Origin of the sequence: Arthrobacter sp. StoSoilB19 (assembly GCF_019977275.1) — a bacterium.
Lineage (GTDB): Bacteria > Actinomycetota > Actinomycetes > Actinomycetales > Micrococcaceae > Arthrobacter.
The window spans coordinates 3,143,592-3,167,846 of sequence record NZ_AP024650.1; the positions used below are offsets into that span (position 1 = coordinate 3,143,592).

Below are 24,255 nucleotides of genomic sequence, written 5' to 3' on the forward strand. Positions count from 1 at the left end.
GGTGCAGCCCATCATCACCAAGCGCGCATCAGGACAGCTTGACGAGGGCCTGGGCCTTCATCAGGACCTTCTGCCCTGCGGAGACAACGGTGAGGTCAACGCGGGCGGTGCGTGCGTCGGCGTCGAGCTTTCCGATGGTGCCGCTGACTTCGATGGTGGCGCCGGGCTGGTCCGTTCCGGTGGTGTCCGCGACCAGGACCGGCTTGGTGAAGCGGGTCTGGAAATCGACGACGGCGGCGGGGTCGCCTGCCCAGTCGGTCACCAGCTGGACGGCTGAGCCCATGGTGAACATGCCGTGTGCGATGACGCCCGGCAGCTCCACGCTGGTGGCAAAGGCCTCGTTCCAGTGGATGGGGTTGAAGTCGCCGGAGGCACCGGCGTACTTGACCAGGTCCGTGCGGGTGACCTCGATGGTGCGGCTCCCGATTTCCTGGCCGGCGCTGAGTTCATTGAAGCTGGGGCTCATGGTTACTGTCCCTCTCCGCGGACCAGGATGGATGACGTGGTGGTGGTGACCGGTTCCCGTGAACCGCCGGAACCGAGGGCGAAGATCTCCGAGCGGGTGGTGATCATGGCACCGCCGCCCATGGCCCGGACGCCGTCGACATGCAGTTCCGCGACGAGGCGGTCCCCGGCAATGATGGGCCGGTGGTGGGTGAAGCGCTGGTCCGCGTGGACCACGCGGGAGAAGTCGATGCCGGATTCCGGATCCTCGATGAGCTGGGCGTCGGCCCGCTGGGCGATGATGATCGCGAAGGTGGGCGGCGCCACCAGGTCCGTGTGGCCCAGCGCCTCGGCGGCGTCGACGTCGAAATGCGCGGGGTGGGTGGCCTTCACGGCGCGGGCGAACTCGCGGATTTTCTCGCGGCCAACGTCGTACACCTCTGCGGCAGGGTAGCTTCGGCCCTGCAGATCCGGATTGATAGTCATGGATTCCAGCCTATCGCCCGCGTGTTGGCGGGCAGAAAAGGCCCGCCGCAACCGTTACGGCGGGCGCTACCGGCGCAGGTTCTTCCGGATGGCCTGGCCGCGGACCACGATGCCCACGACGTGCAGGACAAGGCCCAGTCCGATCAGCGGCAGGGAGGCCCAGGCCAGCGTTTGGTTGCCGCCGGTGTTGCCGATGATGTTCAGGATGATGCCGACGGCGATCAGTCCCATCGCGCTGAAGACCAGGACTTTGTAACGGGTTGGCGCGGTGGCCCAGAATTCGTTCAGCACCGTGCAAGTCTACCCGCCGGGCCTGCCGGATCCCGCTAGAACAGGGATTCCTGCACCGCCGGGACCTCCGAGGCGTAGCCGCCCAGGATGATGGTCCGGGCGGCCAGTTGGGAGAGGTTGACCACGAACGCGGCGTCCGTTCCATCCAGCCGGGCCAGAGCATTTGCCCCGCTCAGGGCAGTGACCGTGAAGCCGTGCTGCCCCTGGTCCAGCGCGTGCGGGTAGGCATGGCGTTGGGCGGGCCCGTAGAGGGCTTCAGCGTGCGCCGGCCTCGCCCACTGCTCCTCCACAGTTACAAAACCGTCGACGGCGGTGCGTGCCAGCAGTGTGCGCACCTCGCCGGCCGCGCGGGCGTTGGCGGCCTGCAGGTCCGGTTCCGGGAGCGGCTGCAGGAGGGCGTCCGCTTTGGCTGCGGACCGCACCTGCTGCGTCAGGCCCACCTCGGCTGTCACCAGGTCCTCCAGGATCCGCACCACCCGGCCGTCCCGGGCCCGGGCAACATAAGCGGCCGCAGCGGCCCCCTGCTCCGCGAGCCTGTTCCACTTCCGCGGGCCGGAGGCCGTTCCCACCTTGGTGGCACCGCCCGCGAACGTGGCAACGTACAGCCAGTGTTCCTGCATCAGGTAGTCACGGAGGCCCGGAGTGACCCTGCCGCCCCGGTGGAAGTCGTGCATGAGCCGGGATTCGTCCAGCACAAAGCACCGCTCGCACTGCTTTCCCCGCAGGGCCGGGGCAGCGGAGGCGCAGAGGACGTGGCTCCGCGAGGTTGCCGACTGGACCCGGATGTGGCCCAGGCAGGACCTGCCCGGTTCCACCACCTCGAAGCCGAGGCGCCGGCCGGGGCTGAGGCTGAACTGACGGAAGTCCCCCTCCGGTGACTGGAGGCGCAAAACCGCGCCGCCGCCGTCGTCCGCGGCCCTGGAACCCTCCGGCGCCCTGGAACCCGGCAGCGCATCCCAAAAGACCCCGTGGACCAGATAGCGGGTATCGGTCACGGGGTCTCCTGAAGTGGCGGGTGGGTGTTACAGCGCGGGCTGCACCCCGAAGGCTACGGCGAGCTTCATGATCTTCTCGGCGCGGCCAAGGCGGGGCAGGTCGGAGCCGTCACGGATGACGCGGCCGTTGGCTTCGAAGTCGTTCATGAAGTCGGTGGCCCACGCGACGTCCGACGGCGTGGGGCTGATGACCTCGTTGATGACCGGCGTCTGGTCAATGGCCAGGCACAGCTTGCCGGTCATGCCCATCATCACGGTGATGCCGGTCTGCTCGCGCAGGATGGGGTGGTTGGTGCCGACGGTGGGGCCGTCAATGGGGCCCGGCAGGTTGCCCACCCGGCTGGCGACCACGAGCTTGGCCCGCGGGTAGGCCATGGCCTCCGGGGTGGCGGCCATGCCGGTATCGCGGCGGAAGTCGCCGGAACCGAAGGCCAGGCGGAACGCACCCTGGGCCTTGGCGATATGGTTGGCTTCCTCGATGCCCAGGGCGGATTCCACCAACGGGATCACGGGGGTCTTGCCGTCCATGCGGTGGAAGCTCTCGGTGACCTGGTCCGCGGATTCGGTCTTGGCGAGCATGACGCCCAGCAGGCCCGGGGTGCCGCGCAGCCCGGCAAGGTCATCAGCCCAGAACGGGCTGGTGGCGTCATTGATCCTCACCCAGGCCTTGCCGCCGCCGGTCAGCCAGCCGATCACGTTGGCGCGGGCCTGGTCCTTCTGGGACGGGTCCACCGCATCTTCAATATCCAGGATGATCGAATCGGCGCGGGAAACGGCCGACTGGTCGAACAGCTCCGGCTTCATGGCATTGACCAGCAGCCAGGAACGGGCGATCTCTGCGGGGATATTGCGTTCCGGCCTAACAGTTTCGGCGGCGATGGTAGACGTCATGCTTTCTACAGTATCCGCCCCACAAGCGGCAAGGCGAAGAAATCGGCCAGCTTGTGAGGATCAATACGAACTAAACGGGATATGACTGTGTCTCCAGTTAAATGCGGGCAGCAGAAAGGGCCGTTGTGACCTGCACAACGGCCCTTGCTGCTGCCCGGCCGGGAAGGGTCAGGGGATGTTGCTCCCCCGAGCCGTGACCCAGAGTTTGTACCAGTCGGCGCGGGTGAGGGCCTGCGCCACCCGGGCTGCGTCGCCGCAGGCCCGGATGCGGTCCGGGTTGACCGTCCCGATGACCGGCGCGATTCCGGCCGGGTGCTTCATCAGCCAGCCCAGCAGGACACCCTCGCCGGAGGTGCCGTACTCCCCCGCAAGCCCCGCCACGAGTTCGGCCGTTGCCGCATCGGCTGAGGTGGGACTGTCCGGTTCGGCGCCGGTGTAGACGCCGCGGGCCAGGGCGCCGTACGCCTGCAGGGTGATGTTGTTCCGGGTGCAATACTCAAGCGTCCCGTGCGGGAAGCTGTAGTCCAGGTGCTCCGGGTGGTTGACCAGGACCTGGCTTTCCAGCCATGCCCGCTTGAGCAGGCTCATTTCCAGCTGGTTGGCAACCACCGGGGTCTCCAGCCGGTCCCGCAGCGCCTCGATCTGCGCTGCGGACATGTTGGACACGCCCAGTTGCCGGACCTTGCCTTCGTCCATGAGCTGCCCGACGGCGGAGGCCATCTCCGCGGGGTCCGCCAGGGGGTCCGGGCGGTGCAGCAGGAGGATGTCCACGTAGTCCGTCCGGAGCCGTTCCAGGCTGCCGTTGACCCGTTCCAGGATGGCGTCCCGGCTCAGGTCGTAGTGGGTCTGAAGGCCGCGTTCGTTCAGCCGGATGCCGCATTTGGTCTGCAGCCGGATCCGTTCCCGCAGACCCGGAGTGGCGGCCATGACCTCGCCGAACACCGCCTCGGACTTGCCGCTGCGGTAGATGTCCGCGTGGTCGAACAGGGTGATCCCGGCGTCCAGGGCGGCCTGGACGGCAGCGGCGGCCTGGTCCACATGGTGGCTGCCATGTGGTTCGTCAGACCAGCTGCCGCCCAGTCCCATGCATCCGTAGATGACCTCCTGCATCAGGCCCGCCCACGCCGGCGGTTCACGCCCATCAGCGCAACCACGCGGTGGTGTTGGCCGGCAGCTTGCCGTCCTCCAGCGGGCCGCTGCTGACCAGCACCTTGCCGGCCGGAAGGTCAACGGCGGTGTTCCCGAAGTTGGTCACGGACTGCCACCCGTTGGGGCGCTTGAAGTGCAGGACGTCCGGGTTGCCGGTGGCAACCCATTCGAGGTCCTCGTCCGTCTGCAGTTCACGGCGGAGCTTCAGGGCCTCGCGGTAGAGCTCCAGGGTGGAACCTTCGGTGCCGTCCTGGGCCTCCACGGCGTACTTGCTGAACCAATCCGGCTGCGGCAGGTGGGAGCCGCCGTCGCCGAAGCCGAAGGAGGTGCCTTCCACCTTCCAGGGCAGCGGCACGCGGCAGCCGTCGCGGCCAATCTCCACGCCCTTGTTGCGATAGAAGGACGGGTCCTGCCGTTCCGATTCGGGAATCTCGGCCACTTCCTGCAGGCCCAGTTCCTCGCCCTGGTACAGGTACGCGGAGCCGGGAACGGCGAGCATCAGGAGGGTGGCGGCCCGCGCACGGCGCTCGCCCAGTTCAACGTCCAGCTGGTCCTTGGGGCCGCCGGCCAGCAGCCAGTCCTTGCCGTCCTGGCCCTTGGCGCCGGCCTTTTCCTTGGCCACCTGCGGCAGCCCGTAGCGGGTGGCGTGCCGTACCACGTCGTGGTTGGAGAACACCCACGTGGAGGAGGCGCCGGTGGCGGCAGCCTCGGCCAGGTTGCGGGTGATGATCTCCTTGAACTCGGCGGCGTCGAAGTCGGCCTGCAGCAGGTCGAAGTTGAACGCCTGGCCCAGGCCCTGGGGGCTGGCATAGCGGGCACGCCTGGTGGCGTGCACCCAGGCTTCGGCGACGGCGGTGCGCGGCGGGTTGTACTCGTTGAACACCGCGCGCCATTCGGCGTAGATCTCGTGCACTTCGTCGCGGTCCCAGAACGGGTGCGTCCCGTCGTCGAATCCGTCCACTCCGGTGTTGGCGGCGCTCAGTTCCAGCTTGGAGAGCAGCGGCTCGGTGAGGTCCTTGGTGAGGGCGTGGGCAACGTCGACGCGGAAACCGTCCACGCCGCGGTCGGACCAGAACCGCAGCGTCTTCAGGAAGTCATCCCGGATTTCGCGGTTGGACCAGTTCAGGTCCGGCTGCTCCTTGGCGAAGATGTGCATGTACCACTGGCCCGGGGTGCCGTCCGGTTCGGTGATGCGCTCCCAGGCGGGGCCGCCGAACACAGAGTCCCAGTCCGACGGCGGGAACTCGCCGTTGGGGCCCTTGCCGTCACGGAAGATGTAGCGGTCGCGGGCCGGCGAACCCTTCGGCGAGGCCAGCGCTTCCTGGAACCACTTGTGCCGGTTGGAGGAGTGGTTGGGGACAATGTCCGCAATCAGCTTGATGCCGGCTTCGTGGAGGGCCTTGGCCATCTCGTCGAAGTCGTCCAGGGTGCCCAGCTTGGGATCCACGTCGCGGTAGTTGTCAACGTCGTAGCCGCCGTCGGCGAGCGCGGAGGGGTAGAACGGGCTCAGCCAGACGGCGTCGATGCCCAGCGACTTCAGGTACGGGACCTTGGCGGTGATGCCCTTCAGGTCACCGATGCCGTCGCCGTTGGAGTCGGCAAAGCTGCGCGGGTAGATCTGGTATACGGAGGCCTGGCGCCACCAGTTGGGGTCGGCCGGACGGTCGGAGTCGGACAGGGTTGCCAGCGTGGCAGTGGTGGACAAGGGGTGGTCCTTTTCTTTGCAGCAGGTACATTTATATTGAATCTAAATTTACTTCCCCAAGTATTATCTGGTGCTTTGCTCAGGAAGGTCAACAGCATGCCTGAACTGGTTCCGGCGACTCCCCAGTTGCTGCGGCGGGTCAGTGCCGGCGCGGTCCTCGAATTCCTCCGCGCCTCGGCCGCGGTGACCGTCACGGACGTCATGGCCGCCACGGGCCTGACCCGCGCCACCACCATCGCCGTCTGCGAGGACCTGGTCCGGCGCGGCTGGGTCCTGGAGCGGGAAAACCAGCGCGAATTCGGCGGGTACCACAAGGGCCGCCCCGCCCGCCGGTTCGAACTCAACGAGCGCGCAGGCGTGGTCCTGGGCATGGACATCGGCTATTCAAAGGTCACCGTGGTGGTTTCCGACCTCCGGGGCAAGACATTGGGACGGTCCAGCCGGCCTTTCCAGGCGGGAGACGTTGGTTCCCGGGAACGCATAGCCTTCATCGACGGCGTAGCCCAGGCGGCCCTGCGGTCCGCAGAAACGGAGCCCGGCCGGGTACTGGCCGTCTGCGCCGGAGTTGCCGCACCCGTGGACCGGCACGGGGAGGTGGTGGCCACGCAGAAGTTCTGGGGGCTGTTCGACCTGGGACTGGGGGCGGCCCTCAAGGAAACCCGGGGCTGGACGGTGCTGCTGGAAAACGACGCCAACCTTGCGGCCCTGGGCGAACGCTGGCAGGGGGCGGCCGCGGGAATTGACGACGTGGTGGTGATCCTGGCCAGCGAACGGCTGGGTTCGGGCATCGTGGAGGGCGGCCGGCTGGTCCACGGAACGCGGGGCAGCGCCGGGGAGCTGGCGTACCTGGACCTGGTGGAAGGCGTGGGCGACACCTACGGCATCGCCCACCTGGCGCGGACCTGGGCCGCCGAAGCCCTGGCCACCCCGGTCCCCACCGCCCTCCGCTCCGTCCCCCACGGGCGGTTGGAAGCTGAGCAGGTCTTTGCGGCGGCGGAACAGGGCGACGCCGTGGCTCTTGGCATCATGGACCGGCTGGCGGACAGGATGGCACGGGTGGTGGGAACCGTAGCCACCCTGCTCAATCCGGAGCTGGTGGTGATCGGCGGCGGGGTGGCCGATTCCGCGGGCGTACTCCTTGCACCCATCAGCGAGCGCCTGAAAGACTTCACCGCCACCCCCGCGCGGGTGGCGGTCTCCCCGCTGGGCGACTCAATCGTCACGGTGGGTGCCGTGCGCTGCGCCCTGGACTACGTGGAGCAGAATTCCCTGGACCTGGACCTGGAGCTGGCCGCGCCGGTCGCCCCGGCATAACCGAGGCCACGCGCCCCTTGCCCGCCGGGGTCTACGCGCCCGGTTCCAGGGCCGCTGCCACCGGCAGCGTGCCGTCGCGGAACTCGATGGTCCGGCCTGCGGTCTGGGGCAGGTCCAGCACCGCCGCGGCCACGATCGCCGTGTTGGCACGTGACGTGTCACGGTCCCCATCCGGCGACGGGTCCACGTCGATCAGCCCGGTCCCCGGCTTGTCGGTCAGTGCCCCGGGGCCCAGGATGGTCCACGCCAGCCCGCTGCCGCGCAGGTACTCGTCAGCGGCCGCCTTGGCTTCGGCGTAGGCGAAGAAACTGTTGTCTTCCGGCACTCCGTGGTCCTTGCCCGCACCGAAGTAGGACACCATCACGTACCGGTCCACCCCTGCCTGGGCCGCCGCATCCATGGAGCGGATGGCAGCGTCCCTGTCCACCGCGTAGGTGCGGCCGGGGTTGCCGCCGCCAGCCCCGGCGGACCAGACCACGGCGTCATGCCCGGCCAAGGCATCGGCGATGGCCGCCGTCGTGGCATTTTCCACGTCCAGGACCGACGGCGTGGCGCCAGTGGCGGCGACGTCGTCCGCATGGTCCGGATTGCGGATGAACGAGGTGACGGAGTGGCCCTCGCCGGTGAGGAGCTGGGACAGGAGGAGGGCCACTTTCCCGTGGCCGCCGATGATGGCGATGCGTGTCATGCACCCATTCTGCCCGCCCCGGGAGGGATTCGGAGCAGCCATGGTCCACGGAACAGGGCCTTTGTGCCCTGTTCCGCGTTTCCGGCTCCCGCCTAGCTTGGGGGCATGGCTGCCGGACCCCGTGCGGGGTTAGATGGACCCGCATCAGAAGCAATGTTGAAGCTGGGCCGTTTCTTTACCCGGTGGGACCAGACCGACGACGGCAGGGCCGTCTTCCGGGAGGGGGGCCGCAAGGGCGACATCTTCTACCGCGACCGGTGGAGCCACGACAAGGTGGTCCGCTCCACCCACGGGGTGAACTGCACCGGTTCCTGCTCCTGGAAGGTGTACGTCAAGGACGGCATCATCACCTGGGAATCCCAGCAGACCGACTACCCGTCGGTGGGCCCTGACAGTCCCGAATACGAACCGAGAGGCTGCCCGCGCGGGGCAGCCTTTTCGTGGTACACCTACTCCCCCACCCGGGTCCGCTTTCCCTACGCACGCGGTGTACTGGTGGAGATGTACCGGGAAGCGAAAGCACGCCTGGGCGACCCGGTCCTGGCCTTCGCCGAGATAGCGGCCGACCCGGACAAGCGCCGGCGCTACCAGCAGGCCCGCGGCAAGGGCGGCCTGGTCCGGGTCTCCTGGCAGGAAGCGATCGAGATTGCCGCCGCCGCCCACGTGAACACCATCAAGACCTACGGCCCGGACCGCTGCGCCGGCTTCTCCCCCATCCCGGCCATGTCAATGGTTTCGCACGCCGTCGGTACGCGCTTCATCCAGCTGATCGGCGGGGTGATGACGTCCTTCTACGACTGGTACGCTGACCTGCCTGTCGCCAGCCCGCAGGTGTTCGGGGACCAGACCGACGTTCCCGAGTCCGGTGACTGGTGGGACGCGCGCTACCTCATGATGTGGGGATCGAACGTCCCGGTCACCCGAACTCCGGACGCGCACTGGATGGCCGAGGTGCGGTACCGCGGCACCAAGGTGGTCACGGTCAGCCCGGACTATGCGGACAACACCAAGTTCGCGGACGAATGGCTTCCCGCCCAGGCGGGAACGGACGCTGCCCTGGCGATGGCGATGGGGCACGTCATGCTGAAGGAATTCTTCGTGGACCGGGACGTGCCGTTCTTCACCGACTACGTGAAGCAGTACACGGACCTTCCGTTCCTGGTCCGGCTGGTGAGGAACGACGACGGCGCGCTGACGCCGTCAAAATTCCTCACTGCGCGTGACATCCCGGCGGAGTCCGGGGCAGAGGACGCTGCGTTCCGCACCGTCCTGTTCGACAAGAAGGCCGGCCGTCCGGCCGTCCCCAACGGGTCCCTGGGCTTCCGCTACTCCGGCAGCGGCGAGGGCAAGTGGAACCTGGACCTCGAGGGGATGGAACCGGCGCTGTCGCTGCGGGAGGTCTCGGGAGAAAGCGCCGAGGTCCTGCTCCCGTGCTTCGAGCAGGCGGACGGCACCGGCAGCGTGCTCCGCCGCGGCGTGCCCGTCATCGAGGTGGAAGGCCAGCTGGCCACCACGGTGTTCGACCTCATGCTCGCGCAGTACGGAGTGGGCCGCGACGGGCTGCCCGGGGATTGGGCCGCCAGCTATGACGACGCCGCCACGCCCTACACCCCGGCATGGCAGGAGGAGATCACCTCCGTACCCGCCCAGGCCTGCATCCGGGTGGCCCGCGAGTTCGCCCGCAACGCCGAGCAGTCCAAGGGCCGGTCCATGATCATCATGGGCGCCGGCATCTGCCAGTGGTTCCACGGCGACACCACGTACCGGGCCATCCTGGCGCTGGTGATGCTGACCGGCTGCATGGGACGGAACGGGGGCGGCTGGGCGCACTACGTGGGGCAGGAGAAGACCCGCCCGGTCACCGGCTGGGTGTCGCTGGCCAATGCCCTGGACTGGTCCCGGCCGCCGCGGACCATGATCGGCACCGGGTACTGGTACATGCACACGGACCAGTGGCGCCAGGACGGATATTCAGCGGATGCGCTGAAGTCCCCGTTGTCCACCGGCGCCCTGGACGGCCTGCACACCGCGGACGCCATCGTCCAGTCCGCCCGGCTCGGCTGGATGCCCTTCTATCCCCAGTTCGACCGCAACCCCCTGGACCTCGCCGACGAGGCGGAGGCCGCCGTCGCCGCCGGAACCGCCAAGGACACCCCCAGCTATATCGCGGACGCACTCAAGAACCGGACACTGAACCCGGCCATCGAGGACGTGGACGCCCCGGAGAACTGGCCGCGCACGCTGATCCTGTGGCGCTCCAACCTGTTCGGTTCCTCCGCCAAGGGCAATGAGTACTTCCTGCGGAACCTGCTGGGCACCCACAACAACGTCCTGGGCACGGATGCCGAGGGACTTAAACCCAAGGATGTGAAGTGGCACGAAAAGGCGCCGGAAGGAAAGCTGGACTTCCTGGTCTCCGCGGACTTCCGGATGACCTCCACCACGCTGCTCTCCGACGTCGTGTTCCCGGCCGCCACGTGGTACGAGAAGCACGACCTGTCCTCCACGGACATGCACCCGTTTGTGCACGCCTTCACCCCAGCAATCGACCCGCCGTGGGAAACCAAAACGGACTTCGAGATGTTCCACCTGCTGGCCCGGGAGTTCTCCCGGATGGCCAAGACCCATCTGGGCGTCCGCCGGGACCTGGTCAGCGTGCCGCTGCAGCACGACACCCCGGGCCAGCTGGCCCAGCCCGGGGGGATCGTGCGGGACTGGCGTGACACGGACATTCCCGCCGTACCGGGCCAGAACATGGCCGCCTTTTCGGTGGTGGAGCGGGACTACACGGCCATCGCGGACAAGCTCGCCGCCGTCGGGCCCCTGGCCGACAAGCTCGGTTTCACCGTCAAGAACGTCACGTACAAACTCGCCGGCCCGTTGGAGCGGCTCAGCCGTTCCAACGGCGTGATGCTCGGCGGCGCAGCGGACGGGCGGCCGGCGATCGACACCGACGCGAAAATGGCCGAGGCCATCCTGGCCTTCTCCGGCACCACCAACGGTGCGCTGTCCGTGCAGGGCTTCAAAGACCTCGAAGTCCGCACCGGAAGGAAGCTGGCGGACCTGTCCGAGGGCTCCGAGGAAAAGTTCATCACCTTCGCCCAGACCCAGGCCGGACCGGTCCCCGTGATCACGTCGCCGGAATGGTCAGGCTCCGAAACGGGCGGCCGGCGCTACGCCCCGTTCACCATCAACATCGAACGGCTCAAGCCCTTCCATACCCTGACGGGACGGATGCATTTCTTCCTGGACCACGACTGGATCACGGACATCGGCGAGGGGCTGCCCATCTACCGGCCGCCGCTGGACATGCACCGGCTCTTCGGCGAACCCAAACTGGGCCGGAACGGGGAGCTGGAAGTGGTGGTCCGGTACCTGACGCCGCATTCCAAGTGGTCCATCCACTCCGAATACCAGGACAACCTGCTCATGCTCTCGCTCTCCCGCGGCGGCCCCACGGTCTGGATGAGCCCCGCCGACGCCGAGGCGATCCAGGTCAAGGACAACGACTGGGTGGAGTGCCTGAACATCAACGGGGTCCTGGTGGCCCGGGCGATCGTCAGCCACCGGATGCCGGCCGGCGTGGTCTACGTCCACCACGCACAGGAACGCACCATCGACGTACCGAAGTCTGAAGCCACGGGACGGCGCGGCGGCATCCACAACTCGGTGACCCGGCTGCTGGTCAAGCCTTCGCACCTGATCGGCGGCTACGCCCAGCTGGCCTACGCGTTCAACTACCTCGGCCCCACCGGGAACCAGCGCGACATGGTTGCCACCGTCCGCCGTCGTTCCCAGGAGGTGCAGTACTGATGCGTGTCATGGCTCAAATGGGCATGGTCATGAACCTGGACAAATGCATCGGCTGCCACACCTGTTCCGTGACCTGCAAGCAGGCCTGGACCAACCGTGCGGGCACCGAGTACGTCTGGTTCAACAACGTGGAAACCCGGCCCGGGCAGGGGTATCCGCGCCGCTACGAGGACCAGGAGAGGTGGCACGGCGGCTGGGTGCTGAACAAGCGCGGCAAGCTGGTGCTGAAAGCCGGGGGCCGGGTGAAGAAGCTCCTGGGGATCTTCGCCAGCCCCGTCCAGCCCGAGCTCAAGGACTACTACGAGCCGTGGACCTACGACTACAAGACCCTCGTGGACGCGCCGCTGGGCGACGACTTCCCGGTGGCCCGGCCCAAGTCCCTGATCACCGGCAAAGACACGAAAATCACGTGGTCCGCGAACTGGGACGACGACCTGGGCGGCTCCACCGAAAACGGCCACCTGGACCCGATCGTGGAGAAGGTGCGGCGCGAGTCCGAGGACAAGATCAAGTTCGCCTACGAGCAGACGTTCATGTTCTACCTGCCGCGGATCTGCGAGCACTGCCTGAACCCGTCCTGCATGGCGTCCTGCCCCTCCGGCGCGATCTACAAGCGGGTGGAGGACGGGATCGTGCTGGTGGACCAGGACAAGTGCCGAGGCTGGCGGCAGTGCGTCACCGGCTGCCCGTACAAGAAGATCTACTTCAACCACAAGACGGGCAAGGCCGAGAAGTGCACCTTCTGCTATCCAAGGGTGGAGGTGGGGCTGCCGACGGTCTGTTCGGAGACCTGCGTGGGCCGGCTGCGGTACTTGGGGTTGTTCCTGTACGACGCCGACGCCGTCACCGCGGCGGCCGCGGTCACCGACCCCAAGGAACTCTACGACGCCCAGATGGACGTGCTGCTGGACCCGAACGACCCCGCCGTCCAGGCCGAGGCCCGCGCCCAGGGGATCCCCGAGGACTGGATCGACGCCGCGCGGCGCTCGCCGGTCTACGCCCTGGCCAAGGTCTACAAAGTGGCACTCCCGCTGCACCCCGAGTACCGCACCATGCCGATGGTCTGGTACGTGCCGCCGCTCTCACCCGTTGTGGACCTGCTGCGGGACCAGGGGCACGACGGCGAGGACCACGGCAATCTCTTTGGCGCCATTGATGCGCTGCGCATCCCGGTGGAGTATCTCGCGGAACTGTTCACCGCAGGCGATGCGGACCGGGTCACGGCCGTACTGAAGAAGCTGGCCGCCATGCGTTCCTACATGCGCGGCATCAGCCTCGGCAACGACCCGGACGACTCGATCCCCGAGGCCGTGGGCATGGACGGCCAGACCATGTACGAGATGTACCGGCTGATGGCCATTGCCAAATACGACGAACGGTACGTCATTCCCAAGGCGCACGTGGAGCAGGCCCACGACCTGGAGGAGATGGGCTGCTCGCTGGATTTCGACGGCGGCCCTGGCATGCAGGATTCGGCACCCTTCGGGGAGGCGAGCGGCAGGCCCGTCCCGGTGGCCGTGGACACCTTCCACGCCCTGCGCGACCGGCAGACAAGTGACGAGGTCTCCGCGGGGACGGGCCTGAAGGGCAGGGTGAACCTGCTGAACTGGGACGGCCGCGGGGCGCCGCCCGGCCTGTTCCCGGACAAGGGGCACGAAGCGGATACCCTCGACGCTGCGGAGGACCAGCCGTGAACCGCCACGACCAGGTGGTGTACCTGGCAGCGGCCTGGTGCCTGTCCTATCCCGATGAGGACCTGGTGCAGCGGGTTCCCCTGGTCCGGGCAGCGCTTTCCGAGTTTCCCGGGGCTTTGCCGGCATTTGCGCCGGTACTGGACCTTCTCGAGGCCACCCCGCCCATGGAACTGCAGGCCCAATATGTCCGCGAGTTCGATCTCGGCCGGCGGCACGCGCTGCATTTGAGCTACTGGACCGATGGCGACACCCGGCGCCGCGGTGAGGTGCTGGGCTTCTTCAAGGAGGCCTACCGGCACAGCGGCGCCCTGGTGGACCTGGACGGGGAACTTCCCGACTACCTGCCCATGGTGCTGGAATTCGCTGCCCGGGTGGATTCCGCGGCCGGACGCACCCTGCTGAAGCGTTACCGGGCCAGCTTGGAGATGCTTCGGCTGGGGCTGCTTCGGGACAACCTGCCGCATGCCACGATGCTGGCGGCCATCTGCGCCACCTTGCCCGGGAAGTCACCCCAGGACGAGCAGGAAGTGATGCGCATGGCCGGATACGGTCCACCCTCCGAAAGCGTGGGACTGGATCCCTACGACCTGCGGCTTTTGCCGGTCAGGAGGGCCTGACCATGCCCGCACTCAAGGCGTCCACCGTGGCGGAGCCGGGACCCGCCGTCGTCCTCAACGCCTGGGATACCGTCCTGTGGGGCGTCCTGCCCTATGTCATGGTGGTGGTGCTGGTGGGCGGGCTGGTGTGGCGCTACCGGTACGACCAGTTCGGCTGGACCACCCGGTCCTCCCAGCTTTACGAATCCCGGCTCCTGAGGATCGCCTCCCCGCTTTTCCACTTCGGGCTGCTTGCGGTCATCGCCGGGCACTTCTTCGGCCTGGTGATCCCGATGGCCTGGACGGCGGCGGCGGGCATGAGCCAGGAGTTCTACCACTTCAACGCCCTGCTGGTGGGCGGCATCGCCGGGGTGGGAACGCTGGGCGGGATCGCGCTGCTGATCTACCGGCGGCGCACCACCGGCCCGGTCTTCATGGCGACCACCAGGAACGACAAGACCATGTACGTGGTGCTGACCGCGGCCATCGTCTTTGGCCTGTGGACCACCCTGGCCAGTGTGTTCGAGGGAGAACACGGGCACAACTACCGGGAAACGGTGGCGCCGTGGTTCCGGTCGCTGTTCATCTTCCAGCCGGACATCGCGGCGATGGCCGCTGCGCCGTTCACCTTCCACCTGCACACCTTGGTGGGCATGGCGCTGTTCGTCATCTGGCCGTTCACGCGGCTGGTGCACGCCTTCACGGCACCCCTGCACTATCTTTTCCGCCCGTACATCGTCTACCGCTCGCGGGACAGGGAAACGAAGGGCCGGGGCTGGTCCGCCGTTGGCACGCCGGACAGGGACACCCGCAACCGCTGACCGGCGGTGCGTTTGGATCATGGTGAGGAGCAGGAAGTGGCCGGAATGACCACAGCGCCGGGCACCTGGAGGGCGCTGAACCTTGCGCTGGCGACGGCGGCATCCGTGGCAGGTTTCTGGGCATGGAACTCCGTGGCCACGCTGGGCGCCTTCTACGTCCAGAACCTGTCCCTGACGCCGGCCAGCACCGGGATCCTGGTGGCCATGCCGGTGTTCGTCGGTTCGCTGGGACGGATCGTCGTGGGCACGCTCACGGACAAGTACGGCGGCAGGGCCATGTTCACCTTCGTGCTCCTGGCCGCCATCCCTCCCCTCCTCCTGGTGTCGGTCGGCGGCCTCCTGGGTTCCTTCGCGCTGGTACTGGGGGCCGGGCTGCTGCTCGGCGTGGCAGGGACCGTTTTCGCCGTCGGGATCCCGTTCGTCAGCGCCTGGTACCAACCAGCCCGCCGAGGGTTCGCCACCGGTGTCTTCGGCGCCGGGATGGGCGGCACGGCGCTGGCGGCATTTCTGAATCCCCGGCTTGTGGCCGGGGTCGGATACTTTCAGACGCACCTGCTGATCGCCGGCGTCCTGGCCGTGATGGCGGCGCTGGTGTGGTTCGCCATGAAGGAATCCCCGGATTGGGCGCCCAGCCACCTGCCGGTGCTGCCCAAACTCCTCGACGCTGCCAGGACGGCAGTCACCTGGAAGATGTGCTTCCTCTACGCCGTGGTCTTCGGCGGTTTCGTTTCCTTCGCCACCTACCTGCCCACCTATCTGCGGGACGTGTACAGTTTCGATCCCTCCGGCGCCGGCGCCCGGACCGCCGGTTTTGCCCTGGCCGCTGTCCTGGCCCGTCCGGTGGGCGGGGTCCTGGCTGACAAGCTGGGCCCGAAACCGGTAGTCCTCACCGCCCTTGCCGCCGTCGCGGTCCTGGGCTGGGTGGTGAACATGCGGCCCGACGGCGAAGTCCCCGCCGGTGCCACATTCGTTGCCATGGCGGCGGCGCTGGGTCTGGGAACGGGCGGCGTGTTTGCGTGGGTCGGCGTCCTGTCACCGGCGGGGAAGGTGGGCAGCATCAGCGGCATCGTGAGCGCCGCTGGCGGATTGGGCGGATACTTCCCCCCTCTGGTCATGGGCGCCACCTATGACGCAGCGACCCGCAGCTATTCGATCGGGCTGCTCCTGCTGGTGGGCACCGCGCTGGTGGCCCTGTTGTTCACCCTCTTCGCGGTCCAGCGCAGGACGGGTGCGCCGGCGGTTCAGAGGACTCCGTAGCGCAGGTACACCACGCCGTTTCCGAACGGGCGTTCCTCCAGCAGTTCCAGCCGGGCCTCCAGTCCGTCCGGCAGGAAGCGCAGGCCGCCGCCCACGGCAACCGGGGTGATGAAGAACTGGCATTCGTCCACCAGGCCGGCGTTGAGGGCGTGTGCCGCCAGCGTGGGGCCGCCGATGCTGATGTTCCTGTCCGTGCCGGCCTTCATGTCCCGCACCGTCTCCGGGCGGAACTGCCGCTCCAGCCTGGTGCGGGGCGTGGCAGCGATGGCCAGCGTCGTCGAGTACACCACCTTGTCCGCCCCCTGCCAGATCCGGGCATAGTCCTGGATCACCGAAGGATCCCCGGACGTGCCCATGGTTTCCCAGACAGACATCACCTGGTACATCCGCCGCCCCAGGAGGTAGGTGCCCACATCCCGCTCCAGGTCGTTGATGAAACCGTGGACCTCCGCATCCGGCGCGGACCAGTTGAAGTTGCCGTCCTTGTCTGCCGTGTAGCCGTCGAGGGACATGATTGCGGAGTAGATCAGCTTCGCCATGGCCCCATTCTGCCGCCGGATATCAGGCCCGCATAGGCCTTCGGCGCTGCTTGCGGCATTCCTGGGCTTGTTCGCACATCCGTGCCTTCTACGCGGGTCATTGCGAACAAGGCTAGGACCGCAGCATCCGGCAAAGCCTTACTGCTGCCGCGACACCATGAACTGCTGGCCCAGCGTCCAGAGGTTGGAAACCGTCCAGTAGACCAGGACTCCGATGGGGAAGAAGATCCCGCCCACGCCGAAGACCACGGGCAGGACGTACAGCAGGACTTGCTGCTGGCGCATCAGGAGACTGTCGCTGTCTTGGCCGTCCATGGTCCGTGAGGCCACAAGTTTCTGCGTCAGGAATTGGCTGGCGATCATCACCAGGATCATGACGACGGCGAGCACAGCCACGGCGGCCGGGTCGCCTGCGCCGTGCTGCAGGGAGGAGGACAGTGGTGCCCCGAAGATGCTGGAGGAATCGAACTGGACCACCTGGTCGTGTCCCATCACGCCCATGCCTTCGCCCTGCCGCGAGGCGTTGGAAATTCCGGACAGCACCTGGAAAAGCGCCAGGAAGAACGGTGCCTGGATCAACAGCGGCAGGCACGCAGAGAACGGGTTGGTGCCGTGCTTTTTGTAGAGGGCCATCTGTTCCTGGGCCATGGCCTGCCGGGACGCAGGGTCTGTCCTGCCCTTGTACCTGTCCTGGAGCTCCTTCAGGTCCGGCTGCAGGAGCCGCATCCTGCGCTGGGCCCTCACCTGGGCCAGGAACACCGGGATTAGTGCTGCGCGGATGACCAGGACCAGCCCGATGATGGACAGCGTCCAGGTCCAGCCGCCCGCCGCCGGCATGCCCACGGCGGCCAGCCCGTCGTGGAAAGCCACCATGACGGCGGACACCAGCCACCGGAACGGCTGCATCACCGCCGTGAAAAAGTCCACCGATCCCCCGTCCGCCAATTGCTGCCAAGCTACTGCGGATCCGGGAAACAGGAAAGCCCCCGGAACCTTGCGGATTCCGGGGGCTTGGCCGCCGCAGACAGGTATTGGTGTGGGGAAGGCCAAGGGGGCAGACAGGACGTTCAGCGGCCCCTCCGCCCCATGTGTGGGACATGCAGGATGAATCTTCAGTCTGTTTGGACGAAAAGGAAGAGGAAGAGGAAGGCAGCACCCATGGCTAAGCCGATCCACATGCTGATCAGGCGTGTCTTCTTGTACTGCCTGGTTTTGCCCCGCTGGTCTGCCATGAGCCACTGATCGTACAGCACCAGCGAGGCCACGATAATCGCGGCAGAAATCGATAAGTAGGTGAACGACATGGCTCAATCTCGACCTGCGGGGCCTACAGAGCGTCACGCCCTTCAGTTTCTGATTTCACCCGATAGTGCCGCGCACGGCTCAGGATGATCCCAAGCCTGCTCACGCAGGCGATGACCAGAACCGTGCCTGTTGCCACGAAAAAAATATCGACCCCGGTCCAGCCTTCCCAATCGAACCGCACCAGGGTTGGAATAAGCAGGCATAAGCCGAGGATGAAGCCCCACCAAGGCAGAATCCAGCCCTCGTGCCCGTCAGATGACGTAGTGCCCATGCTTCCACCTTCCCAATAGGGCGTCCACGGAGCTTCCTGGTGTGGTGAGGCGGGCGGCCGCCGTAAGGAACCACCCGCCTCGTCCAGCAGCTGGGGAGTCAAAGCCAGCGGCTGGGTACTTTATCTACAGGCCAAGCAGCCTGTTGTGCCCTGACGGGCCCTAATATGGCGTGACATATGCCACTTTTCTGCTCAGTCCAACCTAATAGTAAGCATGCTGAGCAGTCAACACCGGCCGCTTAGATAAGTGCCTTGAAGTCGAGACGCCGCTAGAGATGGATGGACTTGCAGCAAACAGAAAAGCCCCCGGGATCCATGGATCCCGGGGGCTTAGCCTGTAGCGGTGGGGAGGCTCGATCTCCCGACCTCACGATTATGAGTCGTGCGCTCTAACCAACTGAGCTACACCGCCACGAATGAGAAAAACCTGCGTCAAGCCGGTCAAACCGCCTTGACGCAGGCCCTCATTCAGAGCCCCCCACCGGAATCGATCCGGTGACCTCGTTCTTACCAAGAACGCGCTCTACCACTGAGCTAGGGGGGCAACGAGTAAATACTCTACCGGAAGATTTACGCACCAACAAATCGGCGCCCGGAGCCCCTTCCGGACGGTCGGGCAAGTGCTTTTCCGGGCTGCGGAAGCGTGTTTTTCCGCGGAATTCCGGGGCTGGAGGGGTGATGGGAAGCAGGGCGGACGACGGCGGCAGGCGCCTTCCCAGGGCCCCTCGCCACCGTGCCGAAGCCCGAATGTGGCGAGTCCCACACCCGTGCGGTTAAACGCCGATGGGCCGGCTCGAAAGCCGGCCCATCGCCGTCGTCAATTCCTCAACGCCGGGGGTTTACCACTTGCCCTTGCGGTTGAAGTCGCGGTGCCCGCCCTCGCTGCCGCTGCGGGGCTTGCGGGAGCCGTCGCCGTGGCCGCCGAAGCGGGAGTCGCCCGACTGGCCGCGGTCGCTGAAGGAGCGCTCGCTGTACGAACGGCCGCCGCGGTCAGCGGAGGACCGCTCGCCGTCGTTCTTGCGGAATTCCTTCTTGAACCCGCCGTTGCCCTTGAAGTTGCCTCCCCGGTCGCCGCCGCGGCTGCCCTGGTAGGCGCCGCGGTCACCGGACGGCTTGCGGCCGTTGTCCAGTTCGAGGTGGATCAGCTCGCCGCCGATCCGCGTGCGGGACAGGGCCTTCAGCTGGTCGGGGCTCAGGTCCGCGGGCAGCTCCACCAGGGAGTGGTCCGAGCGGATGTCGATGCCGCCGATCTGCGCGGAGGAGATGCCGCCTTCGTTGGCAATGGCGCCCACGATGGAGCCGGGCATGACGCGCTGGCGGCGTCCCACCGCGATCCGGTAGGTGGCATTGCCCTCGGTCAGCGCACGGGTCGGCCCACGTGAGCCGAAGCCGTCCTTGGAGCGCTCGCGCTTCTGGAATTCAGGAGCGGCAGGCAGTTCCTTGACCAGCAGCGGCTGCCCGCCCTGCGCCATCACGGCAAGGGCGGCAGCGATTTCTGCTGCGGGAACGTTGTGCTCCTCCTCGTAGGAGGCGATGAGGTCCCGGAACGCCGCGACGTCCTCGGAGGCGAGGGTCTCGGTGATGCGCTCGGCGAACTTGCCCAGGCGCAGCGTGTTGACGGTCTCGGCCGTGGGCAGGTGCATCTGCTCCACCGGCTGGCGGGTGGCCTTTTCGATGGAACGCAGCAGGTACTTCTCCCGCGGCGTCATGAACAGGATGGCGTCACCGGAACGGCCTGCACGGCCGGTACGGCCGATGCGGTGCACGTAGGACTCGGTGTCGTGCGGGATGTCGTAGTTGATGACGTGGCTGATGCGTTCCACGTCAAGGCCACGGGCGGCGACGTCGGTGGCCACCAGGATGTCGATGCGGCCTTCCTTCAGCGCGTCGACGGTCCGCTCGCGCTGCTGCTGCGGGATGTCACCGTTGATGGCGGCGGCCTGGAAACCGCGGGACTTCAGCTTGTCAGCAAGGTCCTCGGTGGCCATCTTGGTGCGCACGAAGGCGATGACGCCGTCGAAGTCTTCCACCTCGAGGATGCGGGTCATGGCGTCGAGCTTGTGCGGGCCCATGACCTGCAGGTACCGCTGGCGGGTGTTGGCACCGGTGGTGGTCTTGGACTTGACGGAGATCTCGGCGGGATCGTTCAGGTACTGCTTGGACATGCGGCGGATCTGGCTCGGCATGGTGGCGGAGAACAGTGCCACCTGGCGGTCCGACGGCGTCTGCTGGAAGATCTGCTCAACGTCCTCGGCGAAGCCCATGCGCAGCATCTCGTCGGCCTCGTCCAGCACCAGGTACTGGAGTTCGGACAGGTCCAGGGAACCCTTGGAGATGTGGTCGATCACGCGGCCGGGGGTACCAACAACCACCTGGGCGCCGCGGCGCAGGCCGGCCAGCTGGGGCCCGTAGGCGGAGCCGCCGTAGACGGGCAGGACGGTGAAGTCGTCGATGTGCTTGGCGTAGGAGGTGAAGGCCTCGGCCACCTGGAGGGCCAGCTCGCGGGTGGGTGCCAGGACCAGGGCCTGGGTCTTGCGGGACGGGCCGTTGAGGTCGTGGAGCTCGGCCAGGCGGGACAGTGCCGGTACTGCGAATGCTGCAGTCTTACCGGTGCCGGTCTGGGCGAGGCCCACGACGTCGCGGCCTTCAAGCAGCAGCGGGATGGTTGCTGCCTGGATGGGGGAAGGCTTTTCGTAGCCAACGTCCTGCAGGGCGGCCAGGACGCGGCCGTCGATGCCAAGGTCGGCGAACTTCACGGTGTTTTCTTCTGCCTCAGCGGCAGGGGCGTCCGCAGCGGCAGGAGCCTCGGCGGCGGGAGCGGTTGCAGGAGCCTCGGCGGCGGGAGCCACGGGGGCATCCTCAACAACGGCGGTGGTTTCGTTCTGGTTTTCGGGCATAGGGGGATATTCCTCATCCATAGGGGGCCAGGCGGCACTACCCGAGGTGAGCGGAGCCGCAGTACGCGTGCCGATGATGCCGGGCAAACGTTGACCGGCCGGTCACAGAAGTCCGGCGCTTTCGCAATCCCGTGGCAGGACTTCGCGCTGCATCTCTTGGCTGCTATCCCAGCAGTCTGTACAGCGTTTTCTTTAGCCGGCTCTCCCTATGAAAATGCCCGCATCGCTTGTGCGGGCCCCAACACTTGCCAGTCCTGCCTCAAAAATTGGGCAGGAATAAGGGATTTCCGGAGTGGGGGATATTTCAAGTGTAAGGTACGGACGCCATTGACCGCCAATTCAATGCCCGACGGCGGCGGTGAGCTTGCGCACACAGCCCGCCCCGGGCAGGGATGCTACTGCCCCAGCCGCCGCAGCAGCAGCCCAAACTTTGTGTGGTATTCGTCCTGGAGCCGGATCTCGCCGTCGGCCTCTGCATTGCGGAGCGCCTCGATGACCTCCGCGTCCGGCTCACTGAACCACTGGCCGATCGTGATGCCGTGGCGCGGCACGAAGGTCCGCTGGATGGGGTCGCCGGCGCGGATGCTGCCGGTGCGAATGACGCGCAGGTAGGTCCCCACCCGCCCCTCCTCGGTGAACCGCTTCACCCACTGCGGTTCCTTCATCCGGCGCTGGAACGTGGCGCAGGGGACGCGCGGGGAGGTGACCTCGAGTTCGACGTCGGCCCCCACCTTCCAGCGCTCCCCGATGACGGCGTGGGTGGCTTCGATGCCGGCCACCCGCAGGTTCTCACCAAACATGCCCGGCGGCAGTTCGCGTCCCAGGGTGCGCGCCCAGAAGTCGGCGTCGGCCTGGGAATAGGCGTAGACGGCCTGGTCCTCTCCGCCGTGGTGCACCCGGTTGGCCTGGATGTCTCCGCGCAGGCCCAGCTTGTGGACCTTCACCGGGCCGTCCGCCGGGCGCTTGTCGATGGCCGTCACGCCAACGTTTCCCTGGTCCGCGATGAGCTGGTGGACGCGGCAGACAGCAAGGACAGAACCAGATTCCATGGCATCCAGTCTAGGGTTCCCCCGCGGCGGGCTCCCTGCGGCGCGGGGATGGGCAGTTCTCCCCTGCCGTCGAGCGCGGTTTTGCTCGCAGCAGGCCTGCCCAGGGATTACGCTGATCCGAGGATTGCAATTGGGGGTGCAGCGCTGTGCCCAATTCACGTGGACAACTGAAGGGGACGCTGTGGATTCAAACACCATGGACCCGAACGAGGATCCCAGCAAGGAGCCGGACAACGCTTCCGAGGCGCAGCACGGCGCGTCCGGCCGGCCGCAACCGGGAACCGGCAGCAGCACCGCCAAGCCTCCGCCCTGGCAGGTCCCCAAGCCGGACCTGCGCCCCGAACTCCTCAATGAACCGGTCACCCCTGTCGATCCGTTCGCGCGGGAGCGGGAAAAGCAGCTCAATGACGCGGCCGCACGGAAGAAGCGTTCCCAGCGGCGCACCGTGGTGGTGGGCCTGGGCGTGACAGCCCTCCTGGCCGGGACCATCACAGCCGTGGTGGCCAGCAATGAGGATGATCCCGAGTACGCGCAGGTGTGCTTCAACGACGAAACCGGCGAGCGCGTGCCGGACACCAACTGCGATAGCTCTGCGGGCCGCGGGGGCGGCATCTACGCCTGGTACTTCTACTCCCGCGGGGCAAGTGTTCCGCCCATTGGCCAGAACCGGTCCACCGCGCCCAACTACACGCGGACCGTCCCCAGCGGCGCAAAAGCCTCCACGGGGTACAGCAGCCAGGGCGGCACGGTCAGCCGCGGCGGCTTCGGCTCCAGCGCCAAGAGCGGCTCAAGCGGTGGCGGCGGCAAGGTCTCGGGGGGCTGACGGATGAAGAGGATGTTGTCCGAACCCCGGCCGGGCTGGAAGCAGAAGATCGAAGAGCAGGGCCTGGTGTTCTCCACCACCACCATGGACGACGGGCGCCGGATCGAGTACTGGAACGAATCCGCGTACTACGAGTTCACCATGGACGAGGTGGAGACCCTTGAAGTGGCGGCCGAGGAAATGCACCGGATGTGCCTGGAAGCCGCGAAGTTCCTGGCCACCGGGGCCATGGGCAGCATCGGCATCGGCCCCCAGGCACTGGAACTGGCGGCCGCATCGCTGCAGGCCGGCGACGTGGATGTTTACGGCCGGTTCGACTTCATCTACGACGGCCGGGGCGGGCCGGCCAAGATGCTCGAATACAACGCCGACACCCCCACCGGACTCATCGAGGCCGCCGTCGCCCAATGGTTCTGGCTCCAGGACGTGTTTCCGGAGAAGGACCAGTGGAACGGCATCCACGAGGCCCTCATCCGGCAGTGGAAGAAATTCCAGTACCGCACCGGCATGAGCACCCTCCACGTGGCCCACTCCGAGGTGGAGGAATCCGGCGAGGACTGGATGACCGCCGCGTACATGCGCGACGTCGCCGGCCAGGCGGGGTGGACCACCATCGGGATCAACATGTCCGATATCGGCTGGGACCCCAACCTGAACCGCTTCGTGGACCTGGACAACTTCCTGATCAACACCATCTTCAAGCTCTATCCCTGGGAGCTGATGATGAAGGAGGAGTTCGGGCCCCGCCTGCTGGAGCGGGCGCACAACCCGCGCTGGGTGGAACCCGCCTGGAAGATGCTCCTCTCCAACAAGGCCCTGCTGGCCGCCCTGTGGCATCTGTACCCCGGCCATCCCAACCTGCTGCCCGCGTACCTCACGGATCCGGGGCCGCTGAAGGAGTGGGTGGGCAAGCCCCTCCACGGCCGTGAAGGCGACAACATCCGGATCCACGCGGACGGGATCAGCCTGGAGCAGCCCGGCGGCTACGGGCGGGAGGGCTGGTGCTACCAGCAGTACCACCCATTGCCGGACTTCGACGGCAACCATCCGGTGCTGGGCCTCTGGGTGGTGGACGGCGAGTCCGTGGGCTGCGGCATCCGGGAATCGGACGGGCCGGTCACGGACTACTTCTGCCGCTTCGTCCCCAACACCATTGACGCGCCGGCGCCGCTTTCGGCGGTGGCGGACTCCACCAAGGCAGGAATCGTTCTATGAAACCGGTGACAG

At 67.0% G+C, this 24,255-nt stretch carries 22 protein-coding genes and 2 tRNA genes; 8 read left to right on the forward strand and 16 right to left on the reverse strand.

Features of this window, described 5'->3' with window-relative positions:
- Positions 1–28 precede the first annotated feature (28 nt).
- The 7 genes from LDO86_RS14460 to LDO86_RS14490 form a co-directional block, all read right to left on the reverse strand.
- Entirely contained in the window at positions 29–466 is a 438-nt protein-coding gene (locus LDO86_RS14460; protein WP_018769086.1) for a MaoC family dehydratase, read from the reverse strand.
- Positions 467–468: 2 nt separating this feature from the next.
- Positions 469–930 carry a MaoC family dehydratase N-terminal domain-containing protein gene (locus LDO86_RS14465; protein WP_018769085.1) on the reverse strand — a complete coding sequence of 154 codons (462 nt, stop codon included), beginning with the start codon at positions 928–930 and terminating at the stop codon, positions 469–471.
- Between the two features lie 66 nt (positions 931–996).
- On the reverse strand, positions 997–1,221 hold the full coding sequence (locus LDO86_RS14470; protein WP_018769084.1) for a DUF3188 domain-containing protein: 225 nt from the start codon (positions 1,219–1,221) through the stop codon (positions 997–999).
- A 35-nt stretch (positions 1,222–1,256) separates the two neighbouring features.
- A complete protein-coding gene (locus tag LDO86_RS14475; protein WP_018769083.1) occupies positions 1,257–2,216 on the reverse strand; it encodes a DUF2797 domain-containing protein in 960 nt (319 codons plus the stop codon).
- Positions 2,217–2,243: 27 nt separating this feature from the next.
- Positions 2,244–3,107 carry a CoA ester lyase gene (locus LDO86_RS14480; protein WP_018769082.1) on the reverse strand — a complete coding sequence of 288 codons (864 nt, stop codon included), beginning with the start codon at positions 3,105–3,107 and terminating at the stop codon, positions 2,244–2,246.
- Positions 3,108–3,275: 168 nt separating this feature from the next.
- On the reverse strand, positions 3,276–4,217 hold the full coding sequence (locus tag LDO86_RS14485) for an aldo/keto reductase (protein WP_018769081.1): 942 nt from the start codon (positions 4,215–4,217) through the stop codon (positions 3,276–3,278).
- A gap of 31 nt (positions 4,218–4,248) precedes the next feature.
- Positions 4,249–5,961: a glycoside hydrolase family 13 protein gene (locus LDO86_RS14490; protein ID WP_018769080.1), complete on the reverse strand. Its 1,713-nt coding sequence runs from the start codon at positions 5,959–5,961 to the stop codon at positions 4,249–4,251.
- A 96-nt stretch (positions 5,962–6,057) separates the two neighbouring features.
- Here LDO86_RS14490 and LDO86_RS14495 point away from each other — a divergent pair, with 96 nt between their 5' ends.
- Positions 6,058–7,275, forward strand: coding sequence for an ROK family transcriptional regulator (locus LDO86_RS14495; RefSeq protein ID WP_018769079.1), 1,218 nt, complete (start codon positions 6,058–6,060; stop codon positions 7,273–7,275).
- 31 nt (positions 7,276–7,306) lie between these two features.
- Here LDO86_RS14495 and LDO86_RS14500 read toward each other — a convergent pair whose 3' ends face one another.
- On the reverse strand, positions 7,307–7,963 hold the full coding sequence (locus LDO86_RS14500) for an SDR family oxidoreductase (protein ID WP_018769078.1): 657 nt from the start codon (positions 7,961–7,963) through the stop codon (positions 7,307–7,309).
- A gap of 105 nt (positions 7,964–8,068) precedes the next feature.
- Here LDO86_RS14500 and LDO86_RS14505 point away from each other — a divergent pair, with 105 nt between their 5' ends.
- Genes LDO86_RS14505 through LDO86_RS14525 form a run of 5 tightly spaced genes read left to right on the forward strand, consistent with a single transcriptional unit; the run spans position 8,069 to position 16,144 of the window.
- Complete coding sequence (locus tag LDO86_RS14505; RefSeq protein ID WP_224084033.1) at positions 8,069–11,776, forward strand: nitrate reductase subunit alpha; 3,708 nt, start codon at positions 8,069–8,071, stop codon at positions 11,774–11,776.
- Positions 11,776–13,470: a nitrate reductase subunit beta gene (narH, locus tag LDO86_RS14510; RefSeq protein ID WP_043424889.1), complete on the forward strand. Its 1,695-nt coding sequence runs from the start codon at positions 11,776–11,778 to the stop codon at positions 13,468–13,470. Before LDO86_RS14505 ends, narH begins: the two co-directional genes overlap by 1 nt.
- Positions 13,467–14,087: a nitrate reductase molybdenum cofactor assembly chaperone gene (narJ, locus tag LDO86_RS14515; protein WP_018769075.1), complete on the forward strand. Its 621-nt coding sequence runs from the start codon at positions 13,467–13,469 to the stop codon at positions 14,085–14,087. Before narH ends, narJ begins: the two co-directional genes overlap by 4 nt.
- A 2-nt stretch (positions 14,088–14,089) precedes the next feature.
- Positions 14,090–14,887: a respiratory nitrate reductase subunit gamma gene (gene narI, locus LDO86_RS14520; RefSeq protein ID WP_018769074.1), complete on the forward strand. Its 798-nt coding sequence runs from the start codon at positions 14,090–14,092 to the stop codon at positions 14,885–14,887.
- Between the two features lie 45 nt (positions 14,888–14,932).
- Positions 14,933–16,144: an MFS transporter gene (locus LDO86_RS14525; RefSeq protein ID WP_018769073.1), complete on the forward strand. Its 1,212-nt coding sequence runs from the start codon at positions 14,933–14,935 to the stop codon at positions 16,142–16,144.
- On the opposite strand, the gene LDO86_RS14530 is transcribed toward LDO86_RS14525, so the two are convergent.
- The 8 genes from LDO86_RS14530 to LDO86_RS14565 form a co-directional block, all read right to left on the reverse strand.
- A complete protein-coding gene (locus LDO86_RS14530) occupies positions 16,129–16,683 on the reverse strand; it encodes a dihydrofolate reductase family protein (protein ID WP_018769072.1) in 555 nt (184 codons plus the stop codon). The genes LDO86_RS14525 and LDO86_RS14530 overlap by 16 nt on opposite strands.
- Positions 16,684–16,821: 138 nt before the next feature.
- On the reverse strand, positions 16,822–17,610 hold the full coding sequence (gene yidC / locus LDO86_RS14535; RefSeq protein WP_018769071.1) for a membrane protein insertase YidC: 789 nt from the start codon (positions 17,608–17,610) through the stop codon (positions 16,822–16,824).
- Between the two features lie 185 nt (positions 17,611–17,795).
- Entirely contained in the window at positions 17,796–17,987 is a 192-nt protein-coding gene (locus LDO86_RS14540; RefSeq protein ID WP_018769070.1) for a hypothetical protein, read from the reverse strand.
- A gap of 23 nt (positions 17,988–18,010) precedes the next feature.
- Positions 18,011–18,259, reverse strand: a complete 249-nt coding sequence (locus LDO86_RS14545; RefSeq protein ID WP_018769069.1) for a hypothetical protein — start codon at positions 18,257–18,259, stop codon at positions 18,011–18,013.
- A 338-nt stretch (positions 18,260–18,597) separates the two neighbouring features.
- Positions 18,598–18,671, reverse strand: a tRNA-Met gene (locus LDO86_RS14550).
- A 60-nt stretch (positions 18,672–18,731) separates the two neighbouring features.
- A tRNA-Thr gene (locus tag LDO86_RS14555) sits at positions 18,732–18,803 on the reverse strand.
- 295 nt (positions 18,804–19,098) lie between these two features.
- Entirely contained in the window at positions 19,099–21,156 is a 2,058-nt protein-coding gene (locus LDO86_RS14560; protein ID WP_018769068.1) for a DEAD/DEAH box helicase, read from the reverse strand.
- A 395-nt stretch (positions 21,157–21,551) separates the two neighbouring features.
- Positions 21,552–22,205 carry an MOSC domain-containing protein gene (locus LDO86_RS14565; RefSeq protein ID WP_018769067.1) on the reverse strand — a complete coding sequence of 218 codons (654 nt, stop codon included), beginning with the start codon at positions 22,203–22,205 and terminating at the stop codon, positions 21,552–21,554.
- A 181-nt stretch (positions 22,206–22,386) separates the two neighbouring features.
- Here LDO86_RS14565 and LDO86_RS14570 point away from each other — a divergent pair, with 181 nt between their 5' ends.
- Entirely contained in the window at positions 22,387–23,028 is a 642-nt protein-coding gene (locus LDO86_RS14570) for a hypothetical protein (protein ID WP_018769066.1), read from the forward strand.
- Between the two features lie 3 nt (positions 23,029–23,031).
- Positions 23,032–24,243, forward strand: coding sequence for a glutathionylspermidine synthase family protein (locus tag LDO86_RS14575; protein ID WP_026265733.1), 1,212 nt, complete (start codon positions 23,032–23,034; stop codon positions 24,241–24,243).
- Positions 24,244–24,255: the final 12 nt, after the last annotated feature.

Excerpts from the sequence above, each read along its gene's own strand:
- LDO86_RS14460 (WP_018769086.1), bottom strand. The coding sequence starts at position 466 with ATGAGCCCCAGCTTCAATGAACTCAGCGCCGGCCAGGAAATCGGGAGC.
- LDO86_RS14465 (WP_018769085.1), bottom strand. The coding sequence starts at position 930 with ATGACTATCAATCCGGATCTGCAGGGCCGAAGCTACCCTGCCGCAGAG.
- LDO86_RS14480 (WP_018769082.1), bottom strand. The coding sequence starts at position 3,107 with ATGACGTCTACCATCGCCGCCGAAACTGTTAGGCCGGAACGCAATATC.
- LDO86_RS14485 (WP_018769081.1), bottom strand. The coding sequence starts at position 4,217 with ATGCAGGAGGTCATCTACGGATGCATGGGACTGGGCGGCAGCTGGTCT.
- LDO86_RS14495 (WP_018769079.1), top strand. The coding sequence starts at position 6,058 with ATGCCTGAACTGGTTCCGGCGACTCCCCAGTTGCTGCGGCGGGTCAGT.
- LDO86_RS14500 (WP_018769078.1), bottom strand. The coding sequence starts at position 7,963 with ATGACACGCATCGCCATCATCGGCGGCCACGGGAAAGTGGCCCTCCTC.
- LDO86_RS14505 (WP_224084033.1), top strand. The coding sequence starts at position 8,069 with ATGGCTGCCGGACCCCGTGCGGGGTTAGATGGACCCGCATCAGAAGCA.
- narH (WP_043424889.1), top strand. The coding sequence starts at position 11,776 with ATGCGTGTCATGGCTCAAATGGGCATGGTCATGAACCTGGACAAATGC.
- narI (WP_018769074.1), top strand. The coding sequence starts at position 14,090 with ATGCCCGCACTCAAGGCGTCCACCGTGGCGGAGCCGGGACCCGCCGTC.
- LDO86_RS14525 (WP_018769073.1), top strand. The coding sequence starts at position 14,933 with ATGACCACAGCGCCGGGCACCTGGAGGGCGCTGAACCTTGCGCTGGCG.
- LDO86_RS14530 (WP_018769072.1), bottom strand. The coding sequence starts at position 16,683 with ATGGCGAAGCTGATCTACTCCGCAATCATGTCCCTCGACGGCTACACG.
- LDO86_RS14540 (WP_018769070.1), bottom strand. The coding sequence starts at position 17,987 with ATGTCGTTCACCTACTTATCGATTTCTGCCGCGATTATCGTGGCCTCG.
- LDO86_RS14545 (WP_018769069.1), bottom strand. The coding sequence starts at position 18,259 with ATGGGCACTACGTCATCTGACGGGCACGAGGGCTGGATTCTGCCTTGG.
- LDO86_RS14560 (WP_018769068.1), bottom strand. The coding sequence starts at position 21,156 with ATGCCCGAAAACCAGAACGAAACCACCGCCGTTGTTGAGGATGCCCCC.
- LDO86_RS14565 (WP_018769067.1), bottom strand. The coding sequence starts at position 22,205 with ATGGAATCTGGTTCTGTCCTTGCTGTCTGCCGCGTCCACCAGCTCATC.
- LDO86_RS14575 (WP_026265733.1), top strand. The coding sequence starts at position 23,032 with ATGAAGAGGATGTTGTCCGAACCCCGGCCGGGCTGGAAGCAGAAGATC.